The organism is Vibrio porteresiae DSM 19223 (assembly GCF_024347055.1).
GTDB classification, from domain to species: Bacteria; Pseudomonadota; Gammaproteobacteria; order Enterobacterales; family Vibrionaceae; genus Vibrio; species Vibrio porteresiae.
In genome coordinates this window covers 289,755-312,312 of the sequence record NZ_AP024896.1, presented here as the reverse complement: position 1 = coordinate 312,312, position 22,558 = coordinate 289,755, and the positions used below count along the sequence as shown (strand labels likewise).

The window sequence follows — 22,558 nt, the reverse complement described above, 5'->3', positions numbered from 1 at the left end:
GACTAAACTATTGAGAGTTACTTTTAGCGTAGACAGGATGGTGGGTTTTACCACTAAAGGAAGGCAAGTATTTACAAAATGATAAGTCTCCCATTTTCAGGCAATGAGAGACTTAAGTTATTTAGGCAATTAAGAAGCGTTGGAGAGAGGTTGGTGACCTTGGTCAAGATGAACCATGTCGACCATATCGTCGCCAGAGACTTGATACGCTTGGCCAAATCCCTTCACGTACAAACCTTGGGTTACGGTCAACTGATATAAGGTAAAATCTTGCAGCTGAGAAAGATTGTCGATGATATCGCCAAAGCGTGCTTGCATCTGTCCAATCACTTGTGTCCAAAGCTCGGTTTCACGTTCAACTGCCTTGGCAGTTGCATCGAAGGTCAGACGTTTACGCGCGTAAATCTGCGCCGCTTCCGCTTCATCTTCAATCATCATCAGTGACACATTCGGATTCACATCCAAGTTACGTGCATGTTTAGCAATATGAGAAATCAGGACAAAGTAGCCATGTTGATTTTGCACAAACGGCGCGTAGCTGACGTTAGGTCGCCCTTGTTCATCCACTGTGGCTAATTGCAGGGTGCGTCGCTCTTGGCGAAAGGCTTGAATCTCCGGCTCTAAGCGGCTTTGTAAGCGCTCCTGCTTTACTTTTGGATCCATACACTATTCCTCATCTAATGACTGATATTGTTGTTTTAATTGAATAAATTTTTCTACTTGCTCTGGAAACAGACGACGCTGCTCATCACGACCAAGATAGATTTTAAAAATGGAATCGCCATGTTCGGAGAAGAACCCAAAATAGTGGCTCTCTTTTCCCATAAATGGGCGACTTAACAAAGCGATATAAGCAATTGCATCCAATTTCAAATGGCCGTGAAGTTGACCTTCCTCGCCCATCAAATTGTAGTAACCACGGGCAAACTTCCCGAGTGGTAAAGGCGCTTTTACTTCAAAAATCGAGCCACCGGAGTGGACAATCACCGTTACCGGCCCCCACTGAGCAATCGCTTCCAGTAAGGATTGAGCTTCCTTACCCGGCATAACCGATGCCATTTCATGTGGGAAAGCACACACGATATCAAATTCACTGACCCCAAGGCGATTAGCCATGTCTCCAGGCAGCAGGTTGGGCTCATCAGCCATCAGTTGGGTGATTTTTTGCCTTAATACTTGCATGGTTATCCCCTTTTAGGATTATGCGATTTTCAACTTTGCTGTCTGGTGAGACAGCACTTCAATACACGCCTGTGCTAATGTCACAGACCAAAAACGTCCGGCTAATGTCGCCACAATATAGTTGGGTTCAATGGTGACTAACCCGAGATCTTGCCAACGATGAAAGAGCGGAGCCAAATAATCAAACGCATCTTCTAAATCGAGCGACTGGTAATCGGCGCGACGCAGCACCCCGGCATCAAACCCAGATTTGAGCGTGGCAAACATAGGCTCAAGTGGATGCTGACTGAACATCATGGCAATCGGTGTCTGCCCAGCTTCCATCGCTTCCATGTATTTATCCAGTTGGCGATGTTGCATCAAGGTATAACCACCTAAGTTGCCGCCCGCACCACAACCAATTGGTAGCACTTCCGCATACGTTTTGGCTAAGCTGTTGTACTGGCTACGTTCTCGGTTATCGGTGGCCCAGTGATTCACACTCAAGGTTTTTAGATGGTGCTTATCAAAAAACTCCACACCTAAAGCAAACATACTGGCTTTGTCTGGCGTGGTTGCGGGGGCCGGTAAACGCCCTTTTTCCACCAAATTCAGCATAGGCGCATCACCACCCACCATCAGCTGATACAAATCGATACCATGTGCGCCAGTGGTCATAAAATCTTGGAGATCTTGTTCAAAAATTGCCAAGGTTTGATGAGGTAACCCGTACAGCAGATCAATCACGATTGGGGCAAGTTGGGTTGAGCTCAATTCCGTAAGACGCTGCAGTACCGTTTCACGTTCATCAAGGCGTTTTGCCGCTCGTCTCACTTGCGTATTAAAGCTTTGCACACCAAAGGAGAAACGGTTAAAACCACCCGCTAACGCCTTATAGAAGGTCTCATCACTAAAGCGGTTAATGCGCCCTTCCAAGGTAATTTCGCAGTCGCCAGTCAAAGGGAAATGGGAACGAATCAGCTCACCTAACTGCTGAATTTGATCGGCACTTAAGTCGGTTGGTGTACCGCCGCCGACATACACGGCGTGGAATTCACTTGCCTGAGTCCAAGGCAGCGCCGCTTTTAGCTTTATCTCTTGCACTAAAGCCGCAAAGTAACGATCCACGAGCTGACGACTTGCTGCGTTTTGGAAAAAGTTGCAGAAGGTACAACGTACCCGACAAAACGGAATATGGATATAAAGACACCGACGACGTGGTGGCGTTAATGCTCCACTCTCTTGGGTAATATGTTGCCATACCGTGCCTTGCTGAGGTGGTGCTACAGGTCTAACACCACCAGCTGCGTGCGCTCCGCGCTTAGCAGTAAAAGCAAAACGTAACGGATCTTCCGTGTCCTGACCAATCACATGTTGGTCAAAAAGGCTTAAGTCGAGCATAACGATATCTCAGGCAAGGGCAGAAAACTGCCATGAAAAGCAGATGACTGGATCATAATTAGATGCAAATGAGAATGCAATTGATAATTGATCTTATTTGGATAATGCTAGATACTCAGCATCTAACTAATCGCGTCCGGTTTTCGCCTTGCGTATGTCGTCGAGACCGGCGCCTCAAGTCATGTGATTAAAGAGAAAAATTATGAAAGTCACCTTCCAACCCGCGCTCATCGCTTCATTATGCGCCACCCTTTTTGCTCCTAACCTTATGGCTCAAGAACGGATTGTCAGTGCGGGTAGTGCCGTTACTGAACTGATCCTCGATTTAGGTGACAAGCAAGACCTCGTGGGTGTGGATGTGACCAGTATCGGCCGCGATACCGCTCAGTTGCCACAAGTTGGCTATCATCGTCAACTTGCTGCCGAAGGGATTCTCGCCTTAAAACCGACCCAACTAATCGGTTCAACCGAGATGGGGCCGGATACCACCCTCAATCAGCTGCGCCAAGCCGGGGTTAAAGTCACCGTATTAGAGACAGATAACACCGCCCAAGGTCTCATTGACCGCATTGATCAACTAGGCAAAGTGCTTGATAAACCTCAGCAAGCCGACCAATTAAAACAGCAAGTGACTCAAACGTTGAATAAGCTCCGCGCTAATACCCCCAAGCAGCAAAAGAGAGTGTTGTTTGTTCTAATCCATGAAGGTCGTGCGGCCAATGTTGCAGGAAGTGACACTGTACCGGATGCCATCATCTCGTTAGCGGGAGGGACTAACCCTGCGGCCCATTCGGTTCAATCCTATAAACCGCTATCGAAAGAAGCTTTGATCGACATGCAACCTGATGTGGTGTTAGTCAGTGGACGCAGTTTCGCACAAATGGGGGGAGTGGATGCCATTTTACAAGCTCTGCCAACCTTAGCGGTCACCCCTGCCGGCATCAATAAACAGATCTATACCATTGATGGTCACGCGCTGGTCGGCGGTCTGGGCCTAAACAGCCTGAAACAAGCGGTCGCACTGCAAAAACAACTTTACCCAGAGGCAAATTAGTCGTGCTGCGTTCTGCTCCTTTACCACTGATTATGCTAAGCATGGTGGCGTTACTGGTGGTGCTAATGGTCTCATCGATTACCGTTGGCCCCATGGATATCACCTTTACCACCAGCTTAAATGCGCTGCTGTTTCCATCGGCCAACACCAATCAGCCGGTCGATTTAGTGATTCATACCATCCGACTACCCCGCACTCTTTTGTGTGTGCTGGTCGGAGCCATTTTGGCGCTGTGTGGTACGGTGATGCAGGGGCTATTTCGTAACCCACTGGCTGAACCGGGAATTATTGGTGTGTCGTCAGGCGCTTCATTGGGAGCCGCTTGTGCCATCGTTCTGTTTGGCAGTAGTGCTTTTATTCCAACATGGCTTATGTCGACTTTACTGCCGTTGTGCGCATTTGTCGGCGGCGCATTAACGACGGTTATTGTCTATCGTCTTGGTACAGCGCGACACGGTACGTCGGTCACCATTATGTTGCTTGCCGGGATTGCGGTCAGTGCACTCAGTGGCGCGGCAATTGGGTATCTCAATTATGCCGCCGATGATCAAATGCTACGCGACCTTACGTTATGGTCGATGGGATCTCTTGCTGGTGCAACTTGGCATAACATCGCACTCTGCGCCGTCGTTTTGGTCGTGCTGCTGGGCTTTTTTATCTGGCGAGCTCGCGCGCTTAATGCACTGCTGCTTGGGGAAACCGAAGCAAAATACCTAGGAATTGCAGTACAACCACTCAAAAGAGAGCTGATTTTACTCAGCGCGATCGGTGTGGGTGTGACAGTGAGTGCAGCAGGGCTTATTGGCTTTGTAGGATTAGTCGTACCGCACTTAGGTCGGATGTTGGTTGGCCCAGATCATCGCAACCTCATTCCGGTATCTACCTGCCTTGGAGCGCTATTACTCACGGTTGCCGATATGGTTGCTCGGGTCGCTGTTGCTCCCGCAGAGTTGCCGATTGGCATTATCACGGCGTTGGTCGGCGCGCCCTTCTTTCTCTATCTTTTGATCCAACAAAAAGGAAGTACCTTTTGAACGCGGTTAATGCTCTTTCCGTTCGCAATCTCAGCTATTCATTAGCAGGCAGGTCATTACTTAATAACATTTCGTTTGAGCTGTTTGGTGGTGAACTCACCGTTTTATTAGGTCCTAATGGTGCGGGGAAAAGTACGCTCCTAAAATGCCTCGCGGGAGAGCAACATGCGACTGGGGAGATAGGCTATTTGGGCAAAAAAGAGTGGTCTGCTCATGAGCTTGCCCAGCATATGGCGTTGTTACCGCAGCACAGCACACTCAATTTTCCGTTTACCGCGCAAGAGGTGATTGAACTGGGCTCAACACCACTAACGATGACTCGGCGTGAATGTCGCTATCATGCGCAACATTACAGTGAATTGACGCACACCCAGCATCTACGTTCGCGTCTTTATCCGACACTATCCGGTGGGGAAAAGCAGCGCATTCATATGGCTCGCGTGCTACTGCAACTGCATCAAGCTGAGCAGCAGGCAATCTTACTCCTCGATGAACCAACCTCAGCTCTCGACCCTGAACATCAACACCAAACTTTACGTTTAGCACGCCGTTTGGCACACGAACAAAATTATTGTGTTGTTGTGGTACTGCACGATCTGAATTTGGCCGCCCAATACGGTGATCGCTTATTAACACTCGCACACGGAGAGATCTTTCAACATGGCAGCCCTTGGGATGTATTAACCCCTGAACATATCGAAACACTCTACGGCTACCATACCCAAATCATCTCACACCCCACGATGGGATATCCGGTGGTGCTTCCTCGTTAAGCATCATTAAAAAGGGCTTACGCTATCAAACGTAAGCCCTTGTCTTGCCTCTCCTATCGCGTCTATGCGAGTGCGCCGCACGATAATCGACAATTATGCATTACTCATCACAACCAGCGATTTACCAATGAGCTGTTCAATTTGCTTATCGCATCCTTCGCCGAAATTCTGCTTAGTTAATTTATACAAACGCTCTAAAGCATGATGAGAAAACTCCGTGGCGCGTTCTGCTGTCACAATGTGATGAAAAAGTAAGCGCAAAATCGCCACAAACTCTGAGTTTTTCAGTGCCAAACGCCAGCTTTCTGTAAACGCATCAATGCCATTATCAAACTCTAAGTGAGTGACCAGCATCTTAAAGATACGGTTATCCAATGCTGACGCAAAATCCGTTTTTTTCGGGAAATGGTGGCTAATACCTGTGCGTGAAACCCCGGTTTGCTGACTCAAAGTGGTATACGACATCTTGTCATAACCTAGCCGAATTAATTGATCCACTACGGCATCCATGATCTTCTGGATCGTGACTTCAGTATCTTCTTTACTACGCTTTGGCATCTTATGGGCTCTACTTAACTATCTCTAAAAATTACCGAAAAAACATAACGACAATTACTTAACTCTCATGAATATTTCTCGTCAACAAGGATAGGTGAAATATGCGCTCAGTTACACATAAAAATCGAATTTAGAAGAATTCCGTTACAAATATGTCAATAAATGTATTTGAATAAAATGTTCTTTAGCCGAACTTATGGTCAACGTTTTCAGCGCCTATGCAAAATTCATCCATTAGATTGATTTATGAGTACGTTGGAGTTACGCAAGCAGTATGTTACACAAATAATACGTGCCAATATATCGGTCGTCTCGTTACTGATACATTGATAGAAATCACATTATAAGAAACCAGACGCGTATTGGAAGCTTTTATTTACCCGATGAATGACGGTAAAACTTAATAAATAGCTTCGGGTTTAATTTGGCATCTTTTCCTAGGAGCGGTAAAATACCCCTGTTTTTTATAAGAGGATAACGAGATGAGTAACGAAAGCTGCGTAGAAAATGAAGTATGTGAAGCCTGCGGTTGCGCTGGACAAATGGGCTACGTCATCGGTGAAGGTGATGAAGTTGCAGAAGTGTCAATCTTTGGTGAAAGCAAAGCCTTACTCCTCAGCGAATTTGATAAATATGTCGCTCTAGCTCAACAAGTGAATAAAAACGTTGAACATGAAATTTCTCCACTCGCTGATGATGCGAAAGAGCTTCACGCTCGTTTCAAATTCGAAGTTAGCGCAGAAAAAATCATTTTCGAACTTCGTTCTCGTTCACTCGCAAAATAAGTTTGCTTACGCTTTTGCGTCATATCAAATCCGCTTCGAATGGAGAATATGAGTTGCTCAACAACCATTCGAAACGAGAACTTATCGTAGGCGAGCTTAGGCTCGCTTTTTTAACGCCTATTTTTATCATCCACGTCATTGAACTGCTCTTCTAAGTACTCTTCTGCCTTTCACTTATTTTCTGTTACTATCAATAACAGACCTAACTGAGTTAAGACTGGCACATATGTTACGTAACCTATTGATGATATTCATGATGTGTGGAGCAATATCCGCCTATGCTGTCCCGCTCGACCAGTATCACATTCTTAATTACCTCGATAACTACGGCAATTTGGATTTGCGTAATAAGCCTTATACTGCCCTGCCATCTGGGTTAGAAGTGAAAGGCAATTTGAATATCGCTAATACGCCGATCAAAGCACTTGCCGACGGGATTCATGTGTTAGGTAGCTTAGACGCCTCAAACAGCGCACTCGCCAAAATCCCTAAAACCGTCACGATTCGCGGTTACGCCAATTTACTTGGTAGCAAAATTACCAATTGGCCAAGAGGCATTAAAGTGGGCGGCTATCTTAATTTTACCGATACTCCCTTAGCCAAGTTGCCACCAAGGCTGCGCGTCAAAGGGGATTTGAGCGTCATTCGCACTCCACTGACTGAGTTACCGGACGGTTTAATGGTGGAGGGGAACCTCTATATTGGCGGATCTAAAATCACCACCTTTCCAGCCAACCTAACAGTGAAAGGCAATATCTATCTGGGTGGGAATCGCATTAGCCAGTGGCCAACTAACCTACAATTGGGTGGGGCTGTTGCGCCATAGAAACGAAAAAAGGAGAAACCAAGTCTCTCCTTTTTCGTGATTCACTGACCGCGGATTAACGCTGATTGCGAACTGGGTTAGCGTAGCTATCGAGTAAGAATTTATGTGCATCCTTCGGCAGCTTAGCCAATTTGTTCGCTAATGTGGCTTTCACTTCAGGCGTAATGTCATCGTGAGTTTCACCAGCAGCCAACAAGTTAATTGGGTAAAGCTTGTAATGCTCATGAATCTGGCGATCAATTTCTTGTGCCAACGCTTCTGGAGTTTCAAAGCCTTGCTCAATCACTTCGCCAAACGCCACATGCACACGACCTTTATCACCAATAATGCCTTGGATAATGCTTTCGATATCTTCAAACTCACCTTTTTCATAAGCGCCTTTCGTTGCTTTTTCATAAAGTTCGCGAGCTTTTGCGATATCACATGGGTCGTTCTCGTAAGAGATAGAAACTGGCACAATTTTCAGCAAACGCATGTAATCGGCAAATTCCACTTTCTGCTTACGACCTTCGACATGAAACATCTTCAAAATCGCTGGATCAGTAAAGTCATTACCATCTTTTGCACGCCCTTCTTTCTGTGCAATCCAAATGGAATTACCCGTTTCCAGTGAGTGTTTGATGTATCCAGAAAGTGTACCCAAGGCTTTCATCATTTCACGCGGACCTTTCGCCGAACGTTTCACAATGAAGCTTTTGTTCAATTTCATTAACTCGGTCGCACAAGGCTTACGCAGCAAGTTATCACCAATGGCAATACGCACAGTACGGTGACCATGAGTGTATAGACCATAGTTAACTAAAGCGGGATCCATCGCGATATCGCGGTGGTTTGAGATAAATAGATAAGCAGTGTTTTTGTCTAGTTTATCCAGCCCAGAATAGGTCACACCCTTGGTTGTGTGCTCTAAACTCAGATCCATGTACTTTTTCACTTCCATTTGGATTGCATCCACAGAAGTCAGTTTTGCCCATTTAAACTTCAAATACGCTTTAACGAATGGGCTCATTAAAGATTTTATCCAACTAGGTTGGCGCTCAAAACGATGATGTAATATTGCAGAGATAAACTCTTCATCGTTAATTAGCCTGCTAATCGCAGCAGGAATTTCATCGTCATGGTACGGACGAATCTCAGCATAAGGATCGTTTGTTGTCGTTGTCATTGTTTTGTACATCAAATAAAAAGCTGGCTTATTCTACGCGTACTCATCATTACTCGCAGCTATCATAAGCCCATAAATTCACAGGTCTGACCAGAATAGAAAATCAACTCTAACAGTTCAAGTTGGCTTTTGACATTAGAAACGGTAATCTTAGCGCCCTTAATTCCATGAGGTACCCTATGAACTACGCGATTTCGTCTGACTTTTGCCATTTCTCTTCACTAGAAACGACATCTCGTAAACGAGCGACCAAGCACAGTCTAATCCATGTAGAACAAGGACTTATGCTTTGTCGTTTGGGTAAAGTTGAATATGCGGTCGAGGCAGGTCAATCTTTTTGGATTCCGCTCGAATGCCTAAACGCTCTAACCTTTTTCCCAAATACGACGCTAACTCGCGTCGATTTTTCCGTTCGACTCCAAGAAGCGTTTCCTCATCAGGCAGGTTACATTCAACCTAATGATCTTAGCTTAGCGATCATCAAACGTTTAAAAAATACGTCTCGTGACATGCCCGCTTTCACGCATCTTACACAATTGTTAAAAATAGAGGCTATTGAACTTCGCCCACAATTAGCAATCAGTGAGTTAAGTCACCAAATTTCCGATTGGCAGCCACAAAAGTCTCATCGTCTTGCAAAAGAGATGCATATGGTGCTGACCGTGAGAGAAGCGATCAAGCGTCATCAATCTGGAGCTAAACGCACTGACATCATCGCGGATCTCTTTAACGGTGACGAAATACAGTTTACGCAATGGATGACCTTAATTTCCGAAACCACGCTATAAGTGAGATTGCTCCCCAATACGCAAAAAAGGCCACGATGTTATCGTGGCCTTTTTCATTCCCTACATACCTTCTGCCACAATTAAACCAATTGCATATTGCTGTGTTAATTATTTATAACCCAATGATAAAACTTGGTTTTATATATAGTTCCTTTTGAAACAATATTTTACATCCGTTATAAAATAGCGTTATATTGTTAAGAACGTTAACTTATAAATCCCTTTTCAAACATTCCAATAACATTGGCAAATCTTCGACGCGCTAACTATTCTTTCTAGCAATAGCATTGATCTCTGTTCAACAGTGGGAATGCGCTTGCAACCGGTTCCTCACGCGGTCGTTGACTCATCATGCCAATATTGACAAAGGGAAGTCTGTTTTTCCCAAACAAAAAAAGCCCACAACGCTTTTTATTATTCAAATAACACTGGACAGCAATGGATTAAATCATGGCGTTTCAACGAAATATCACTAGGCGTAAATTTCTGATGGCCTCAGTGGTCGCTTTGCCAATGAGTCAATGGATACTCAATGGCTTATCGGCTGCCGAAGCAACAGAGCTTGCCGCCCCAAATCTTGACGATTACAAACCTTCTTTTTTTAATGCCAAAGAGTGGCTTTTCATACTCGCAGCGACGGATCAGTTGATCCCTGCTGGCGGTCAAGGAAAGGCGCCTGGCGCATTAGAGACCAATGTTCCGGTTTTCATTGATCAGCAGTTAGTCGACAGTGAATTTGGTAAAGAGATTTATATGCAAGGCCCATTTCACGTCGATTTACCGGCGACCAAGGGCTACCAAATTCCGTTCTACCCGCAGCAGATCTATCAAACAGGCATTGCCTTAACCGACAAATGGTGTGTTCAGCAGATGGGTAAGCCGTTTGCCGAGCTCAGTGCTGAACAAAAACAAGCGGTGTTGACCCAGTTGCAAAAAAATGAAATCGACTTTGCCGCTTTTGATGAGAAAGCCCTCAAAGCCTCGCAGTTTTTCAGTCAACTTCTTGATGACACACAACATGGTTACTTAGCCGACCCTATGTACGGCGGCAATAAAGGCATGAAAGCTTGGATTGCCTTAGGTTTCCCTGGTGCTCGAGCCAGCTTTACCGAATGGGTAAAACAACACAACATCCCTTACCCACTAGGGCCAGTCAGTATTCTGGGCGAACGCGCTTAACCGCGTTGCGACAAAAAGGTTTTTACTATGTCAGTAATTGAGAAAAAAGAAGTTGATGTCGTTGTCTGCGGCCTAGGTTGGGCTGGCTCTTTGATGAGCATTGAACTGGCGATGGCGGGATTAACGGTACGTGCTTTGGAAAAAGGTCCAGATCGTTCTTATAAAGAGATGGCTTATCCAAAACCTGCGGATCAATATGCTTATGCGATTCGTAATAAGGTCATGACGACTCCTGCGGATTCAGCGGTGACGTTTCGTTACAACATGAAAGAAGTGGCTGTGCCCACTCGTAAATGGGGCTTCTTTGTCCCTGGCGGCGGCGTCGGCGGTTCTGGTTTGCACTGGACTGCAGTATTGCTTCGCCCGACCCCAACCGATATCAAACTCAAAACCTACGCGGATGAAGCATATGCTCCGGGGATTTTGGCCGAGAATATGCGCATTATGGACTTCCCATTTACGTGGGATGAAATTGAGCCTTACTTTACCAAATTCGAAAAAATCTGTGGTTTATCTGGTAATACCGGGAACCTGCGTGGCGAAATTCTTGAAGGCGGTGACCCATTTGAAGGTCCGCGTTCAGAACCTTATCCGCTTCCTGCGTTAGAAGATACACTCAACTGCTCCATGTTCGCAGAAACGGCCAAGAAAATGGGCTATCACCCATTCCCTAACCCTGCAGCGATCGCCTCAAAGAGCTGGACTAACCCTTACGGCAACCAAATTGCACCATGTAACTATTGCGGTTACTGCAGTAAGTATCCATGTTTGAACTACTCCAAAGCATCACCACAAAGTGCGGTGATGGATGCATTAAACCGCATGGAAAACTTCTCTTATGAAGTGAATGCGGAAGTTATCAAAGTGGTATTGCATGATGACAAGAAAACCGCCAAAGGCGTGCTCTATGTCGACGAAAATGGCAACCAATGCTTCCAACCAGCCAAAATCGTGGTGTTGAGTGGTTTCCAATTGTACAACGTGCGCCTGATGCTGCTCTCTGGTATCGGTAAACCTTACAACCCGATCACCGAAGAGGGTGTGGTGGGACGCAACTATGCGTTCCTAAGTAACGGCGGCACAACCATGTTCTTCAAAGATAAGAACTTCAATCCATTTGCTACGGCTGGTGCAACTGGCCAGATGTTCAACGATATCTCTCCAGGCAACTTTGATGGCCCTAAGCTTGGTTTTATCGGTGGCGCCAAAATACACAGCTCTCAAGCAACTGGTACTCCTATCGGTACTGCCCTACCTCCAGGCACGCCAAAATGGGGCATGGCATGGAAAGAAGGGATGGAAGAGTGGTACGGCCACTCAATGAAGTTGAGTATCACAACAACGTGTATGTCGTATCGTGATATGTATCTTGACTTGGATCCAAACTACACCGACAAGTATGGCTTGCCATTACTGCGCATGACCTTTAACTGGCAGCCAAACGAGCTAAAACTTCAGCAGTATCTGAAGAAACTCGTCGGTGGTATTGCCGATGAGATGAAACCGGATCATCGTTCAGATAGCTACTTGCCAATGGACGCAAATTTCGATGTGACTAAGTACGTTTCAACCCATAACGTGGGTGGTGCCGTAATGGGTGATAACCCAAAAACCTCTGCACTCAATAAATATCTGCAAAGTTGGGATGTACATAATGTCTTTGTACCTGGTGGTAACGCATTCCCGCAGAACTTCCAGGCCAACCCAACCAATACGATTGGGGCGATCACCTTGATGGCTGCGCAGGCAATTAAAGATCATTACATTCATAATCCCGGTCCACTGGTACAGGCTTAACATCATGAAACAACGTACATTAAAACGCCTCTTATGGGCAAATATGCTGCTGTTTCCTGTGGCAGGAAGTGCACTGGCGGCAACCGCATCAGACAATGAAGCACAGCTGATAAAACAAGGGGAATATCTCTCCCGCATGGGCGACTGTATGGCATGCCATTCTGTTGCAGGAAAACCTGAATATACTGGCGGCTTAGCCATCAATTCAGGCTTGGGAACGATTTACTCCACCAATATCACTCCCGATAAGCAAGTGGGTATCGGCAACTACACTGAACAGCAATTTGCTGATGCAGTCCGTAAAGGTATTCGTGCCGATGGCAGTCACCTTTACCCAGCAATGCCTTACCCTGATTATGCAAAAGTGACGGATGAAGATATCCACGCTCTGTACACCTATTTTATGAAAGGCGTACCCGCGAGTTCAGAGCAACCACCAGCAACGGATTTGAGTTTTCCGTTTAACCAACGCTGGGGCATGATGTTCTGGAACTGGGTGTTTGGCAATGACACCGGCTTTACTCCGATCAAAGGGGCTTCAGCTCAAGTCAACCGTGGTGCGTACTTAGTAGAAGGTTTAGGTCACTGTGGCAGCTGTCATACCCCGCGCGGTATTGGTATGCAGGAAAAAGCCTATGACCACACCGATAAACTGTTCCTCTCCGGCAGTGAACTGAACGAATGGGCAGTGCCGCCGCTACGTGGCATTGACCACTGGAGTGAACAAGAGATCATCGACTACTTGCAAACTGGTCGTAATGACAAAGCAGGCGTTGCAGGTGAGATGACTTCGGTCGTGTACAACAGTACTTCGCACCTCACTGATGATGACGTGGCGGCGATTGCGGTGTACCTCAAGTTCTTGGGTGGTGATAAGAAAGAAGCAGCGAAAGCATCTGATGCCAAAGCGTCTTCCACCACAGAGAAATTGACTGCAGCTAAAGATCTCACACTGGGTGAACGTCTCTATGTTGATAACTGTGGTGCTTGCCACTTTGTTGATGGTAAAGGCGCACCTAAAGCCTTCCCTCAACTGGATGGCGCTACCATCATCAATGCACAAAATCCAGCAGCGCTCATTCATGTGATTTTGCAAGGTGCCCAGTTGCCTTCAACAGCCAAAGCGCCTTCAGAATTGCTGATGCCAGGTTTTGCGGCTCGTCTGAATGATAAAGAAGTAGCAGAACTCGCTACCTTCCTTCGCTCAGCATGGGGTAACAAAGCGCCGAAAGTGTCTGCTTCTGACGTAACGGAAGTACGTAGTACCCTAACTCAAGAGTAAAACGCAACACCCACCAAGCGTCATAATGATGAAAAGCGAATCGCAAGATTCGCTTTTTCTTTGTCGAAAAGCTCTGTTAGCCCACAAACGCTTTGGCTAACCGTCTTATATCCTCATCGATTTTCTCAAGCGGCGCATTGCCAAACCCGAGTACCACGCCATGCCAGCCGCGCGTTGCAAAATTGGCTTCATCGTAATAACTCATCGCTCTTATCATCAACTGCTCTTTTTGTGCCGCCTCAACCCATTGCTGCTCTGTGATTCCCGTTTGCCAACGCAACGTAATATGCAGTCCGGCGGCTTGGCTGATGATATCGACCTTATCACCAAGATAACGGTGTAACGCCTCGACCATCAATTCCCGCTTGGTTTGATAATGGCGGCGCATCTTACGAATGTGGCGTAAGAGATGACCTTCCATCATAAAATCGGCGAGTGCCGCTTGGCTATGGGCTGGAGTATCGCCGGTCAGGACATTTTTCAACATCACACATTTGTCCACCAGCTTGCTTGGCACAACGAGATAGCCAAGTCGCAACCCATTAAACAGAATTTTGCTAAATGAACCGACGTAGAGTAAATGTTGATCGAGTCCGATCTTCGCTGCCAATCCTTGCATACTGGTGTAGGGACGATGAGCAAATTGAAACTCACTGTCATAATCGTCTTCGATGATCCAGCTCTTATTGGTCTGTGCCCATTGAATCAACGCCAAACGCTGTTCGGTGTTCAACGTGGTTCCCATCGGATACTGATTGCTCGGCGTTAGGTAAAGTGCTCGCGCCTGCTGCTTTAGCACATGATCAAGATCCAGCCCCGAGATCGGACGAACAGGAACAGGCTTAATACGATAACCGAGCGTATTAATGATGGCGCGCATCTGCGTATAACCCGGCTGTTCCATCATAATGTCATCGCCTGAACTTAGCGTAGCGAGTAATGCCAGCGCTAAAGCTTGCTGCGCACCTGAAGTAATGATGATGCGCGATGGGTCGCAGCTCACCGAACGGCTACTTGCCAAGTAATCACTTAATGCATGTCTAAGCTCTGGCAATCCTTGTGGGTCGTGTGATCCCATCAAGATGCGCCGCGAACTGTGGCGTTGCAACATGCTCTGCCACAAACGATAGGGAAAAGCCTCAAAATCCCCCACACCTGGACGAAATGCGCGTTGTAAGTGCGGTTCTTTCATCGCTTTGGTTTGAACATCTTTGATCACGACATCTGGAACAAACTGCTCCGGCAGTGCCACGGCGACATAGAATCCCGATCCTTGCCGACTCTCGATATACCCTTCAGCAACAAGCTGTTCATACGCCGCAATCACCGTATTGCGGCTCATGTTGAGTTCTTGAGCCAGTTGCCTAGTTGAAGGGAGCTTACCGTTAAGAGGCCATAGCTGAGAGACAATTTTATGGCGAATGGCGTGAAACAACTGCTCAGTACGAGAGCCTGACGCCGTTAGCTGTAAATCACCCGCCTCCATGAGCAACATAACTGGATCTTTCCTTATCTAAAAAGTGGACCTATTTACAATACCAGTTTGCCGCTATCTTGCAATTTCAAACCATAAGGAGAATCCCATGCTATCAAATACCCCAAGGACTGAAATTCATAAAGCGCCACAACGCGCGAGCCAAGACTTACAGCAGTTGCATTTGATTATCGATGAATGCTTGATTGGTCATGTGGGCATTGTGCAGGAGCATGGTCCTGTTGTTATTCCCATGCTGGTGTGGCGCGTGGATGATCATATTTACCTGCATGGTGCCAATAACAGCCGCTTAATGCGCAGCCTCGCCAAAGGTGCTGCCACCTGTATCACTTTCACCCTATTTGATGGTTGGCTGTTGGCCCGCTCTGCTTTTCACCACAGTGCTCGTTACCGCAGTGCCGTGGTTTATGGGCAGTTTTCGGCTATCGAAGAGCTCAGTGAAAAAGATCGCTTACTCAATCATTTTATCGATCACATTGCGCCCGAACGTAGTAAGCAGGTTCGCCCTGGCAGCACGAAAGAACTTGCCGCCACTATGCTGCTCGCCATGCCGTTAACGGAAGCATCAGTCAAAATCAATCAAGGCGATGTGGCTGAATATGCAGAAGATAACGACTATCCGGTGTGGTCAGGATTTCTCCCTTATCGCACGCAAGTTGGCCCATTAGAACCAAGCGATCACACACCTGCGAGTTGTTCTGTACCCGATTATTCTCAAGCCTATGGAACACGCTGGGTAAACAAGTGAATTATCAATTAACTCAGGTGTACATTTCTGCAACATTTAGCTGAACTATCTTATTGACTAACCAAATAATTTTGTGTTCTTTTAGCAAATTATTTGGTTTAATCGAGCGGATAAAATACGTCGTTCGGACATGAGTCGTATCATAAGGATGTATCATGCTATTTGATTTACCCATCTTTCGTAAAATGTTGACCTTGGATGCTGTTGTTCTGGTCCTTTTAATTGCCCATTTTGCTATTGCCAGCACACCGTTTAGCCTTGCAACTTACGCTGCTATCCTTTTCGCTCTAGCATTTATCTCTACTTTACTTACCGCGCAAACTCTTGCTCAGTCTCTACAACGTGTACAACGTAAATTGACCGCGCAATTAACAACGGGTCACCGTGGTCAACTCAATGACACCACTAACCCAGATAAAATTGAGGCTGACTTACAAGCTTTGATGGAACAGTGCGACTCGCAATCTCAACGTATCGCGGTTTTAGAACAAGAGAAAACTCGCCACGCAGCTGAACTAAATAAAGCTCAAAGCACCGATAACGAACAAAGCCGTTTAACCAAAACGCGCCTTGATCAAGCAGCTCGTTACTTACAAGATTTGCAACAAACTGCCGCTGAATTGGCCGATATTGCGCACACCTCAGTGAGCCAATCACAAGTGGTTCACAGTGATATTCAAGGTGCTTGCCGCAATTTGGAAGCGTCTGCTGCGGCAACAAAAGACGATGCTGACTACATCACTCAGTTTAAAGGCCAGCTATCGAAACTCGGTCAAAGCGTTGCAACCATTAATGACTTGGCGTTAGAAATCAACCAGATTTCAGACCAAACCAACCTGCTGGCGCTAAATGCTGCAATTGAAGCGGCTCGTGCAGGCGAACAAGGCCGTGGTTTTGCTGTGGTGGCTGATGAAGTGCGTAATCTTGCGACTCGCGCACGCACATCAAGTTCGAAGATTGAGCAAAGCATCGAATTGGTGATTAAAGAAGCTGACACATCAACAGCTGCGATGGAACGCATTAGCTCTCATGTTGACCAAGCGGTGATCTACACCAATGCAGAAAAAGAGTCGATGAACGCGGTTTGCCAACGGATCGCCAATGTGTGTGACCAACTTTCACACCTAAGTTCGGTTATCGATCAGCAGCAATCACAACTGCACAATGTAGAGCGCCAATTCGCCTAAATTGCTGCATTCTGTTTGAATATTCAGCCCACGCCATGTCGTGGGCTTTTTTATTTCATTTATCAATACAACAATCAAAATGACATAGAAAATTCAAGTAGTTGAGTAATTTGTGAGTAGCCTTTTGCCCTATTAGCAACTAAACTCTTTGATTAGCAACCACTGGAATATGTAAAGACGCTCTCATGATGAAAAAAATCTCTTCGTTAATCACCGCCGCACTGTGCTTCTCTTTTCTTGCACTCGCGCCAGCGGCGAATGCTAATAACTGGTATTCACAGCGTGACGATATTCAACACACTGGCGCTTCCTTTATTATCGGGGCAGGTTCAGAAATCTACTTCGATAATCTGTTACTCAGTAATGCAACCTGTATGACCGTCGGTTTAGCGAAAGAAGTCCGTGATGAAATCGCCTATAACGGCTTTAGTGAAAGTGACTTAGGCTACGACCTCGTCGGCTGCGTTACCGGTACGGTATTGTCTCGTTTCGTGATGCACGGACTCTCCTTCTCAGCCAGCGGCAACGCCTTTTCTCTTAACTATTCTGCTCGTTTTTAGGCGCTGAGAAGCTTGTTGAGTCACTAGTGCTTTCAGACTACCCCATATTCAACATAGGGTAAGTTAATTGAAATGGAGATTTAACGAACTGTTCCTAAATGGAAGTCATTTAGGCAAATACTGAACGCAGACTCGCATAAACCCATTCATGGGACTCTGCTTTGCCATCCATGGCAAAAAAGTCTACTTACCAGCATCCACCTAATGGGCAGATTGGCACATAACTAGGAACAGATATTTAGTCTGCGACGAAAATTTCCACGCGCTCTTTGCCTTTACCTAGGTTTTTGCGCTTGAGCGTGATGCGGCCAAGTTCTGAGGTTCGTTTTAAATGGGTTCCACCACAAGGCACTTTGGCAAAGTTCTCTACCTGCCAATAGCGACGTTGCGCGGCTTCATCCGAAAAGGCGCTGATGATAGGCAAGTCTGCATCAATTATCTGCTGCGCTTTAACCTCAATATCAGGGAGCAAAGGCGCGATGCTCTCTGGCCAGATAAAGTCGATGCGGCTTTTGTCTGCAGAGATATGCGCGCCGATTTTTTCAATCGAAAAATTCTGAGTAAATAACTCCAGCACCACTTCGGCAGCAAAATGCAGTTTCATTAGCGCATAACGACGAGGCCAATCAATGCGCGTTTCAATCGCACTGCCAACAGCAAACGAAGGAGCTTGTCCAAGGGTATAAACAATATCGAGCCCTTGCTTTTCAGCTTTTAAAACCTCGATACCACCCATTGTCCCATGATCACTTTCCTGCCCACCCGATTCTGCATAAAAAATCGTATGCGATAAGGTGATTTGATTATCCGCAACGGAGGTTACGGTTGAAACGAGCTCTGTTTGATAAGAGTCGTTCCAGAATTCCTTTTCTGTCACTGTCATTCCTTAGGTTGCACTCAATACGCTATGCAACACATTTGCTTAAACAAACACCATCATCAACGTTTTTTTACAATTTATCTACCTTTTCTGTTTTGTTACAGCAACAGTCCCCTCGCTTAACTACCTCAAATCAATGCCCTTATTGTTCCCCCGACGGATGCAAACCCTAGCTTTATGACAACAGTCTGATGTCGGTTCTTGACCTCACTCCTTCGATATAAGATTATGCACTCAGTTTAATTTGCAATAATACAGATATGCTCTAGCTTTGGTTGGTTTAAAAAAATTAAGACCGAAATTTCAGCCTGTTACAAACTTAGTGTCTGTATTGTCTATTATTTTTATAAAGACTATGTCTGTTGAAAAGGCGCTGTTAAATGTCTTTCGGCTAATGTATACCTATACCAATCAGGAGGAGCAATGGCTCTGCAAATAACTGATGTAACAATCAAAAATTACAAATCATGTATCAATACTCGTTTACAGCTTTCAGCGCTAACTCCTTTAGTCGGTTATAACAACGCTGGTAAATCAAATTGTTTATCGGCTCTACAATGGTTACTTCGAAAGTCGAGTTTATCTGAACAAGATTTCAATGATCCTACCAGTCCCATTGAAGTTGAGGCAGATATTCATGGAGTATCTCAGACTTTGTTAGATAACATGCCTGACAAGCAGAAGAAATCGATAGAGAAGTATGTTGATAATGGTGTACTCAGTATTAGGCGAATCCAGTTAGTACCGGCGGATAAAGCAGCTGATATAAAACTATCTATAAAAGATCCCGCAACTTCCCAGTGGGTAGTTAACCCCACGGGTATAGACAATGCTATAAATGCATTGCTTCCTGAACCTATTCGTATTGGGGCAATGGAAAACGCTGCGGAAGATGCATCAAAATCGAAAAACACTACAACGATTGGTAAGTTATTAGCACAATTTATTGAACCTGTTAGACAGGCCCATGAGAAAGATCTTAACACTCATTTATCTGAAGTTAGCAGAAGAATCTCAAGTGATGGTGACATGAGGTTTGGGGAGTTTTCTAATATTGACACGAACGTAAATGCTAAGGTTACGGAGCTGTTTCCTGGAATGAGTGTAAAGTTACACTTCGAAACTCCTACGATTGATGAATTAATTAAAGCGGGTACATTAAAGGTATTTGAGGGGCAAGGTGACGGTCGAGATTTTACGTCTTATGGGCACGGTGCGCAACGCTCTATACAAATGGCATTAGTCCAGTACCTTGCGGAAGTAAAACGTAATGTTCCCGATTTAACTACTCTGTTATTAATCGATGAACCAGAGCTATATTTGCATCCTTTTGCTATTGAGCAAGTTAGAGAGGCTCTAACTTCATTGTCAAACTCAGGTTATCAGGTAGTTATTACGACTCACTCAGCCCAGATGGTCACGCCTGAATTGGCTGAAACAACATTACTTATGCGTAAAAATGACCAGCAAGGCACATATACTAGGCTGCGCCTAGCAGATGCGATACAAAAGGTTGTGCCGAACTCAGTTCATCAAATGGAACAGTTGTTCAGTCTTTCTCATTCAACCCAAGTACTCTTTGCTGAAAATGTTGTTCTTACTGAGGGTAAGACTGAACTTAGACTTCTTCCCTTTTTGTTTAAGAAAGCCAGTTCGAAAACGATGGGGCAAGAGAAACGTGCGTTGGTCGCTCAAAGTGGTGTGAATGACACTAAAAAGTCATTAGAAATTTTGGCAGCAATGGATTTGCCCGCAAAAGCAATCTGCGATTTAGACTACGGATTAACAGGTGCTATCCGAGATGGTTTTGTGGGTGCTACATCACCAGAAGTACTTGCAATTAAATCGCGTTTAGCTCAGATCGCACCTGCAAATAACATTACTTTAAATGGTATTGGTCTTCCCAAAAATAGTAATCATTGTACAGCTGCACAGGCGTTTGAAATTTTAGCAAATGATGCAGTTGCAAAACCTGAAATACAATCGTTACATAACGTACTAAAAGCACAAGGTATTTGGCTTTGGACTTTAGGTGCAATTGAGGCTCATATCGGTACTCAATCAAAGGATGAAAGTGCATGGGCGCAATTTAAAAATGATGTAAATCAAAATGGTTTAGCTGCGACATGCCCGGATCACCAGTCTATCTTAGATCTAGTTGAGTGGATACGAAACTAGACATTTAACATGTATGAGAGAAATCAAAAAGCTAAGGTTGCTTGTTTCGAGAAGTATGGAACAACTTGCGTAATCTGCAGATTCAATGCGGAAGATACATATGGAAAAGAAGCAAGAAACATAATTCATATTCATCATCTTACTCCTATATCTGAAGTTGGTAGCGAATATAAAGTTGACCCAGTCGCAGATCTACGGCCTGTTTGTCCCAACTGCCACGCTGTTATCCATAGAAATAATGGCTGTGATGAAATTGAAAATGTAAAGCTGATGCTAAGCCGGCAGCGCGCGTATAACGAATAAGGATAAGTATCGTACAGTCGACAATTGAACTGCACGTTATACAAAATGGAGAACTTAGACTTTGGCAAAGGTTGATTGGCATAAAAACGATATCGTTGACAATACTGTCATCACGGATAGTTACAAGACAACTCATAACGTCCGTCGCTATTTTAAATCCAAATTTGGCGAGGAATTTAAATTCGACCGAGATTTCATGCAATGGATGAAAAATTCAGTGGGTTTAACAATGGGTGACGCTTCCCAAGAGTGGATGAGGCGTCAGAATTCAAAGTAAGTCACGTAAAATTTTGTATAACAAACAAATACCAAAAGGATGATTTGGAATATGGAAATCAAAATAGACGACTTGTCGGATGTTGAAGTGATCAAATTACTCGATGAACATTTATCCGATATGTACGCAACTTCACCTCCTGAAAGTGCTCACGCTCTAGATGTTAATGCGCTTAAATCACCAGATATTACCTTCTTTAGCGGTTGGCTTGATGGTGATCTACAAGGTTGTTTGGCTATCAAACAGTTAACTCCTCATCATGTCGAACTTAAGTCAATGAGAACTTCAAACTCCTCACGCAAATCAGGTGTAGCAACTAAATTGCTGACTCATGCTCTTAACGTCGCAATTGACAAAGGATATCAAAAAGTTAGTTTAGAAACAGGAACTCACGAGTACTTCAGACCAGCAAGAAATCTGTATGAAAAGTTTGGATTCACTTATTGCGATCCCTTTTCTGACTACAAATCTGATCCACATAGCTACTTTATGACGCGGGATTTGTTAGAAAAATTCGTATAAAAGGTGCAAGCATCAGACTAGTTAATCACTTGGGATATTGGTTAATTGCTGCAGCAAACATTAGGTATATCTGAAGTTATGAATCACAGAATTATTGAAGTCATCGATTATCAGCCTCAGTGGCTATTCGATTTTGCCAAAGAAAAAGAGCGAATAATTTCTGTTTTAACATCAACTAATATTCATGCAATACATCATATAGGCAGCACATCAGTTAAAGGATTATGTGCTAAACCAATTATCGATATTCTTTTAGAAGTGAACAGTCTTGAGGCTTTAGATTCTGAATCAGAAAAGATGGCTTCACTGGGGTATTTGGTGAAGGGTGAATGTGGAATAAAAGGCCGTCGTTATTTCCAAAAAGGAGGAATACAGCGAACCCATCAGGTTCACGCATTCCTAGCTGACTCGCCAGAAGCTAAAAGACATCTCGCGTTTCGTGATTATCTCAGAGCATTCCCTGATGTAGCGTGTAAATATGGAGAAATAAAAAGACGTGGTGCAGCCATTTGTAACAATGATGTAGATGTTTACATCGATTACAAAAATAGCTTTATAGAAGAATATGAAGCAAAGGCTCTACAGTGGCAATTAACCTAATCCGA

At 45.0% G+C, this 22,558-nt stretch carries 24 protein-coding genes; 17 read left to right on the top strand and 7 right to left on the bottom strand.

Annotated elements, in window-relative coordinates; all coding sequences use genetic code 11:
• Positions 1-129: 129 nt before the first annotated feature.
• Genes hutZ through hutW form a run of 3 tightly spaced genes read right to left on the bottom strand, consistent with a single transcriptional unit; the run spans position 130 to position 2,562 of the window.
• Complete coding sequence (gene hutZ / locus OCV11_RS18030) at positions 130-663, bottom strand: heme utilization protein HutZ (RefSeq protein WP_261897410.1); 534 nt, start codon at positions 661-663, stop codon at positions 130-132.
• A 3-nt stretch (positions 664-666) separates the two neighbouring features.
• Entirely contained in the window at positions 667-1,182 is a 516-nt protein-coding gene (hutX, locus tag OCV11_RS18025) for a heme utilization cystosolic carrier protein HutX (protein WP_261897409.1), read from the bottom strand.
• Between the two features lie 18 nt (positions 1,183-1,200).
• Positions 1,201-2,562 carry a heme anaerobic degradation radical SAM methyltransferase ChuW/HutW gene (hutW, locus tag OCV11_RS18020; protein ID WP_261897408.1) on the bottom strand — a complete coding sequence of 454 codons (1,362 nt, stop codon included), beginning with the start codon at positions 2,560-2,562 and terminating at the stop codon, positions 1,201-1,203.
• Positions 2,563-2,764: 202 nt separating this feature from the next.
• Between hutW and OCV11_RS18015 the strand changes: the two genes are divergently transcribed.
• The 3 genes from OCV11_RS18015 to OCV11_RS18005 are packed head-to-tail and all read left to right on the top strand — an operon-like array spanning position 2,765 to position 5,423.
• Positions 2,765-3,616, top strand: coding sequence for a heme/hemin ABC transporter substrate-binding protein (locus OCV11_RS18015; RefSeq protein ID WP_261897407.1), 852 nt, complete (start codon positions 2,765-2,767; stop codon positions 3,614-3,616).
• A 32-nt stretch (positions 3,617-3,648) separates the two neighbouring features.
• Positions 3,649-4,650 carry a FecCD family ABC transporter permease gene (locus OCV11_RS18010; RefSeq protein ID WP_261897952.1) on the top strand — a complete coding sequence of 334 codons (1,002 nt, stop codon included), beginning with the start codon at positions 3,649-3,651 and terminating at the stop codon, positions 4,648-4,650.
• Positions 4,647-5,423, top strand: coding sequence for a heme ABC transporter ATP-binding protein (locus OCV11_RS18005; RefSeq protein WP_261897406.1), 777 nt, complete (start codon positions 4,647-4,649; stop codon positions 5,421-5,423). The genes OCV11_RS18010 and OCV11_RS18005 overlap by 4 nt, the downstream gene beginning before the upstream one ends.
• Before the next feature lie 93 nt (positions 5,424-5,516).
• On the opposite strand, the gene OCV11_RS18000 is transcribed toward OCV11_RS18005, so the two are convergent.
• Positions 5,517-5,981 (bottom strand): TetR family transcriptional regulator, encoded by a 465-nt coding sequence (locus tag OCV11_RS18000; RefSeq protein ID WP_261897405.1) that lies wholly within the window; start codon positions 5,979-5,981, stop codon positions 5,517-5,519.
• 482 nt (positions 5,982-6,463) lie between these two features.
• Here OCV11_RS18000 and OCV11_RS17995 point away from each other — a divergent pair, with 482 nt between their 5' ends.
• Both OCV11_RS17995 and OCV11_RS17990 read left to right on the top strand, forming a co-directional pair.
• Positions 6,464-6,766 carry a YfcZ/YiiS family protein gene (locus OCV11_RS17995; RefSeq protein WP_261897404.1) on the top strand — a complete coding sequence of 101 codons (303 nt, stop codon included), beginning with the start codon at positions 6,464-6,466 and terminating at the stop codon, positions 6,764-6,766.
• 226 nt (positions 6,767-6,992) lie between these two features.
• On the top strand, positions 6,993-7,592 hold the full coding sequence (locus OCV11_RS17990) for a leucine-rich repeat domain-containing protein (RefSeq protein ID WP_261897403.1): 600 nt from the start codon (positions 6,993-6,995) through the stop codon (positions 7,590-7,592).
• Positions 7,593-7,647: 55 nt separating this feature from the next.
• Here the strand turns inward: OCV11_RS17990 and OCV11_RS17985 are convergent, their stop codons facing one another.
• On the bottom strand, positions 7,648-8,769 hold the full coding sequence (locus OCV11_RS17985; RefSeq protein WP_261897402.1) for a 1-acyl-sn-glycerol-3-phosphate acyltransferase: 1,122 nt from the start codon (positions 8,767-8,769) through the stop codon (positions 7,648-7,650).
• Between the two features lie 167 nt (positions 8,770-8,936).
• On the opposite strand from OCV11_RS17985, the gene OCV11_RS17980 reads away from it, so the two are divergent.
• The 4 genes from OCV11_RS17980 to OCV11_RS17965 all read left to right on the top strand — a co-directional run bounded on the left by OCV11_RS17980 (position 8,937) and on the right by OCV11_RS17965 (position 13,803).
• Positions 8,937-9,545 carry an AraC family transcriptional regulator gene (locus tag OCV11_RS17980; RefSeq protein WP_261897401.1) on the top strand — a complete coding sequence of 203 codons (609 nt, stop codon included), beginning with the start codon at positions 8,937-8,939 and terminating at the stop codon, positions 9,543-9,545.
• A 450-nt stretch (positions 9,546-9,995) separates the two neighbouring features.
• Positions 9,996-10,724, top strand: coding sequence for a gluconate 2-dehydrogenase subunit 3 family protein (locus OCV11_RS17975; RefSeq protein WP_261897400.1), 729 nt, complete (start codon positions 9,996-9,998; stop codon positions 10,722-10,724).
• Between the two features lie 27 nt (positions 10,725-10,751).
• Positions 10,752-12,521 (top strand): GMC family oxidoreductase, encoded by a 1,770-nt coding sequence (locus OCV11_RS17970; protein ID WP_261897399.1) that lies wholly within the window; start codon positions 10,752-10,754, stop codon positions 12,519-12,521.
• 4 nt (positions 12,522-12,525) lie between these two features.
• A complete protein-coding gene (locus OCV11_RS17965) occupies positions 12,526-13,803 on the top strand; it encodes a c-type cytochrome (RefSeq protein ID WP_261897398.1) in 1,278 nt (425 codons plus the stop codon).
• Between the two features lie 76 nt (positions 13,804-13,879).
• Here the strand turns inward: OCV11_RS17965 and pdxR are convergent, their stop codons facing one another.
• On the bottom strand, positions 13,880-15,298 hold the full coding sequence (gene pdxR / locus OCV11_RS17960; RefSeq protein ID WP_261897397.1) for a MocR-like pyridoxine biosynthesis transcription factor PdxR: 1,419 nt from the start codon (positions 15,296-15,298) through the stop codon (positions 13,880-13,882).
• 88 nt (positions 15,299-15,386) lie between these two features.
• Here pdxR and OCV11_RS17955 point away from each other — a divergent pair, with 88 nt between their 5' ends.
• The 3 genes from OCV11_RS17955 to OCV11_RS17945 all read left to right on the top strand — a co-directional run bounded on the left by OCV11_RS17955 (position 15,387) and on the right by OCV11_RS17945 (position 17,793).
• Positions 15,387-16,046 (top strand): pyridoxamine 5'-phosphate oxidase family protein, encoded by a 660-nt coding sequence (locus tag OCV11_RS17955; RefSeq protein ID WP_261897396.1) that lies wholly within the window; start codon positions 15,387-15,389, stop codon positions 16,044-16,046.
• A gap of 155 nt (positions 16,047-16,201) precedes the next feature.
• Positions 16,202-17,233, top strand: a complete 1,032-nt coding sequence (locus OCV11_RS17950; protein ID WP_261897395.1) for a methyl-accepting chemotaxis protein — start codon at positions 16,202-16,204, stop codon at positions 17,231-17,233.
• A gap of 185 nt (positions 17,234-17,418) precedes the next feature.
• Positions 17,419-17,793, top strand: coding sequence for a hypothetical protein (locus OCV11_RS17945; RefSeq protein ID WP_261897394.1), 375 nt, complete (start codon positions 17,419-17,421; stop codon positions 17,791-17,793).
• 238 nt (positions 17,794-18,031) lie between these two features.
• Here the strand turns inward: OCV11_RS17945 and OCV11_RS17940 are convergent, their stop codons facing one another.
• A complete protein-coding gene (locus tag OCV11_RS17940; protein WP_261897393.1) occupies positions 18,032-18,670 on the bottom strand; it encodes an alanyl-tRNA editing protein in 639 nt (212 codons plus the stop codon).
• Between the two features lie 426 nt (positions 18,671-19,096).
• Between OCV11_RS17940 and OCV11_RS17935 the strand changes: the two genes are divergently transcribed.
• The 5 genes from OCV11_RS17935 (at position 19,097) to OCV11_RS17915 (ending at position 22,553) form a co-directional block, all read left to right on the top strand.
• Positions 19,097-20,851, top strand: a complete 1,755-nt coding sequence (locus OCV11_RS17935; RefSeq protein WP_261897392.1) for an ATP-dependent nuclease — start codon at positions 19,097-19,099, stop codon at positions 20,849-20,851.
• 9 nt (positions 20,852-20,860) lie between these two features.
• Positions 20,861-21,154 (top strand): HNH endonuclease, encoded by a 294-nt coding sequence (locus tag OCV11_RS17930; RefSeq protein ID WP_261897391.1) that lies wholly within the window; start codon positions 20,861-20,863, stop codon positions 21,152-21,154.
• Between the two features lie 61 nt (positions 21,155-21,215).
• Positions 21,216-21,431, top strand: a complete 216-nt coding sequence (locus OCV11_RS17925; RefSeq protein WP_261897390.1) for a DUF6434 domain-containing protein — start codon at positions 21,216-21,218, stop codon at positions 21,429-21,431.
• 51 nt (positions 21,432-21,482) lie between these two features.
• Entirely contained in the window at positions 21,483-21,953 is a 471-nt protein-coding gene (locus OCV11_RS17920; protein ID WP_261897389.1) for a GNAT family N-acetyltransferase, read from the top strand.
• Between the two features lie 45 nt (positions 21,954-21,998).
• Positions 21,999-22,553: a GrpB family protein gene (locus OCV11_RS17915; RefSeq protein ID WP_261897388.1), complete on the top strand. Its 555-nt coding sequence runs from the start codon at positions 21,999-22,001 to the stop codon at positions 22,551-22,553.
• Positions 22,554-22,558: the final 5 nt, after the last annotated feature.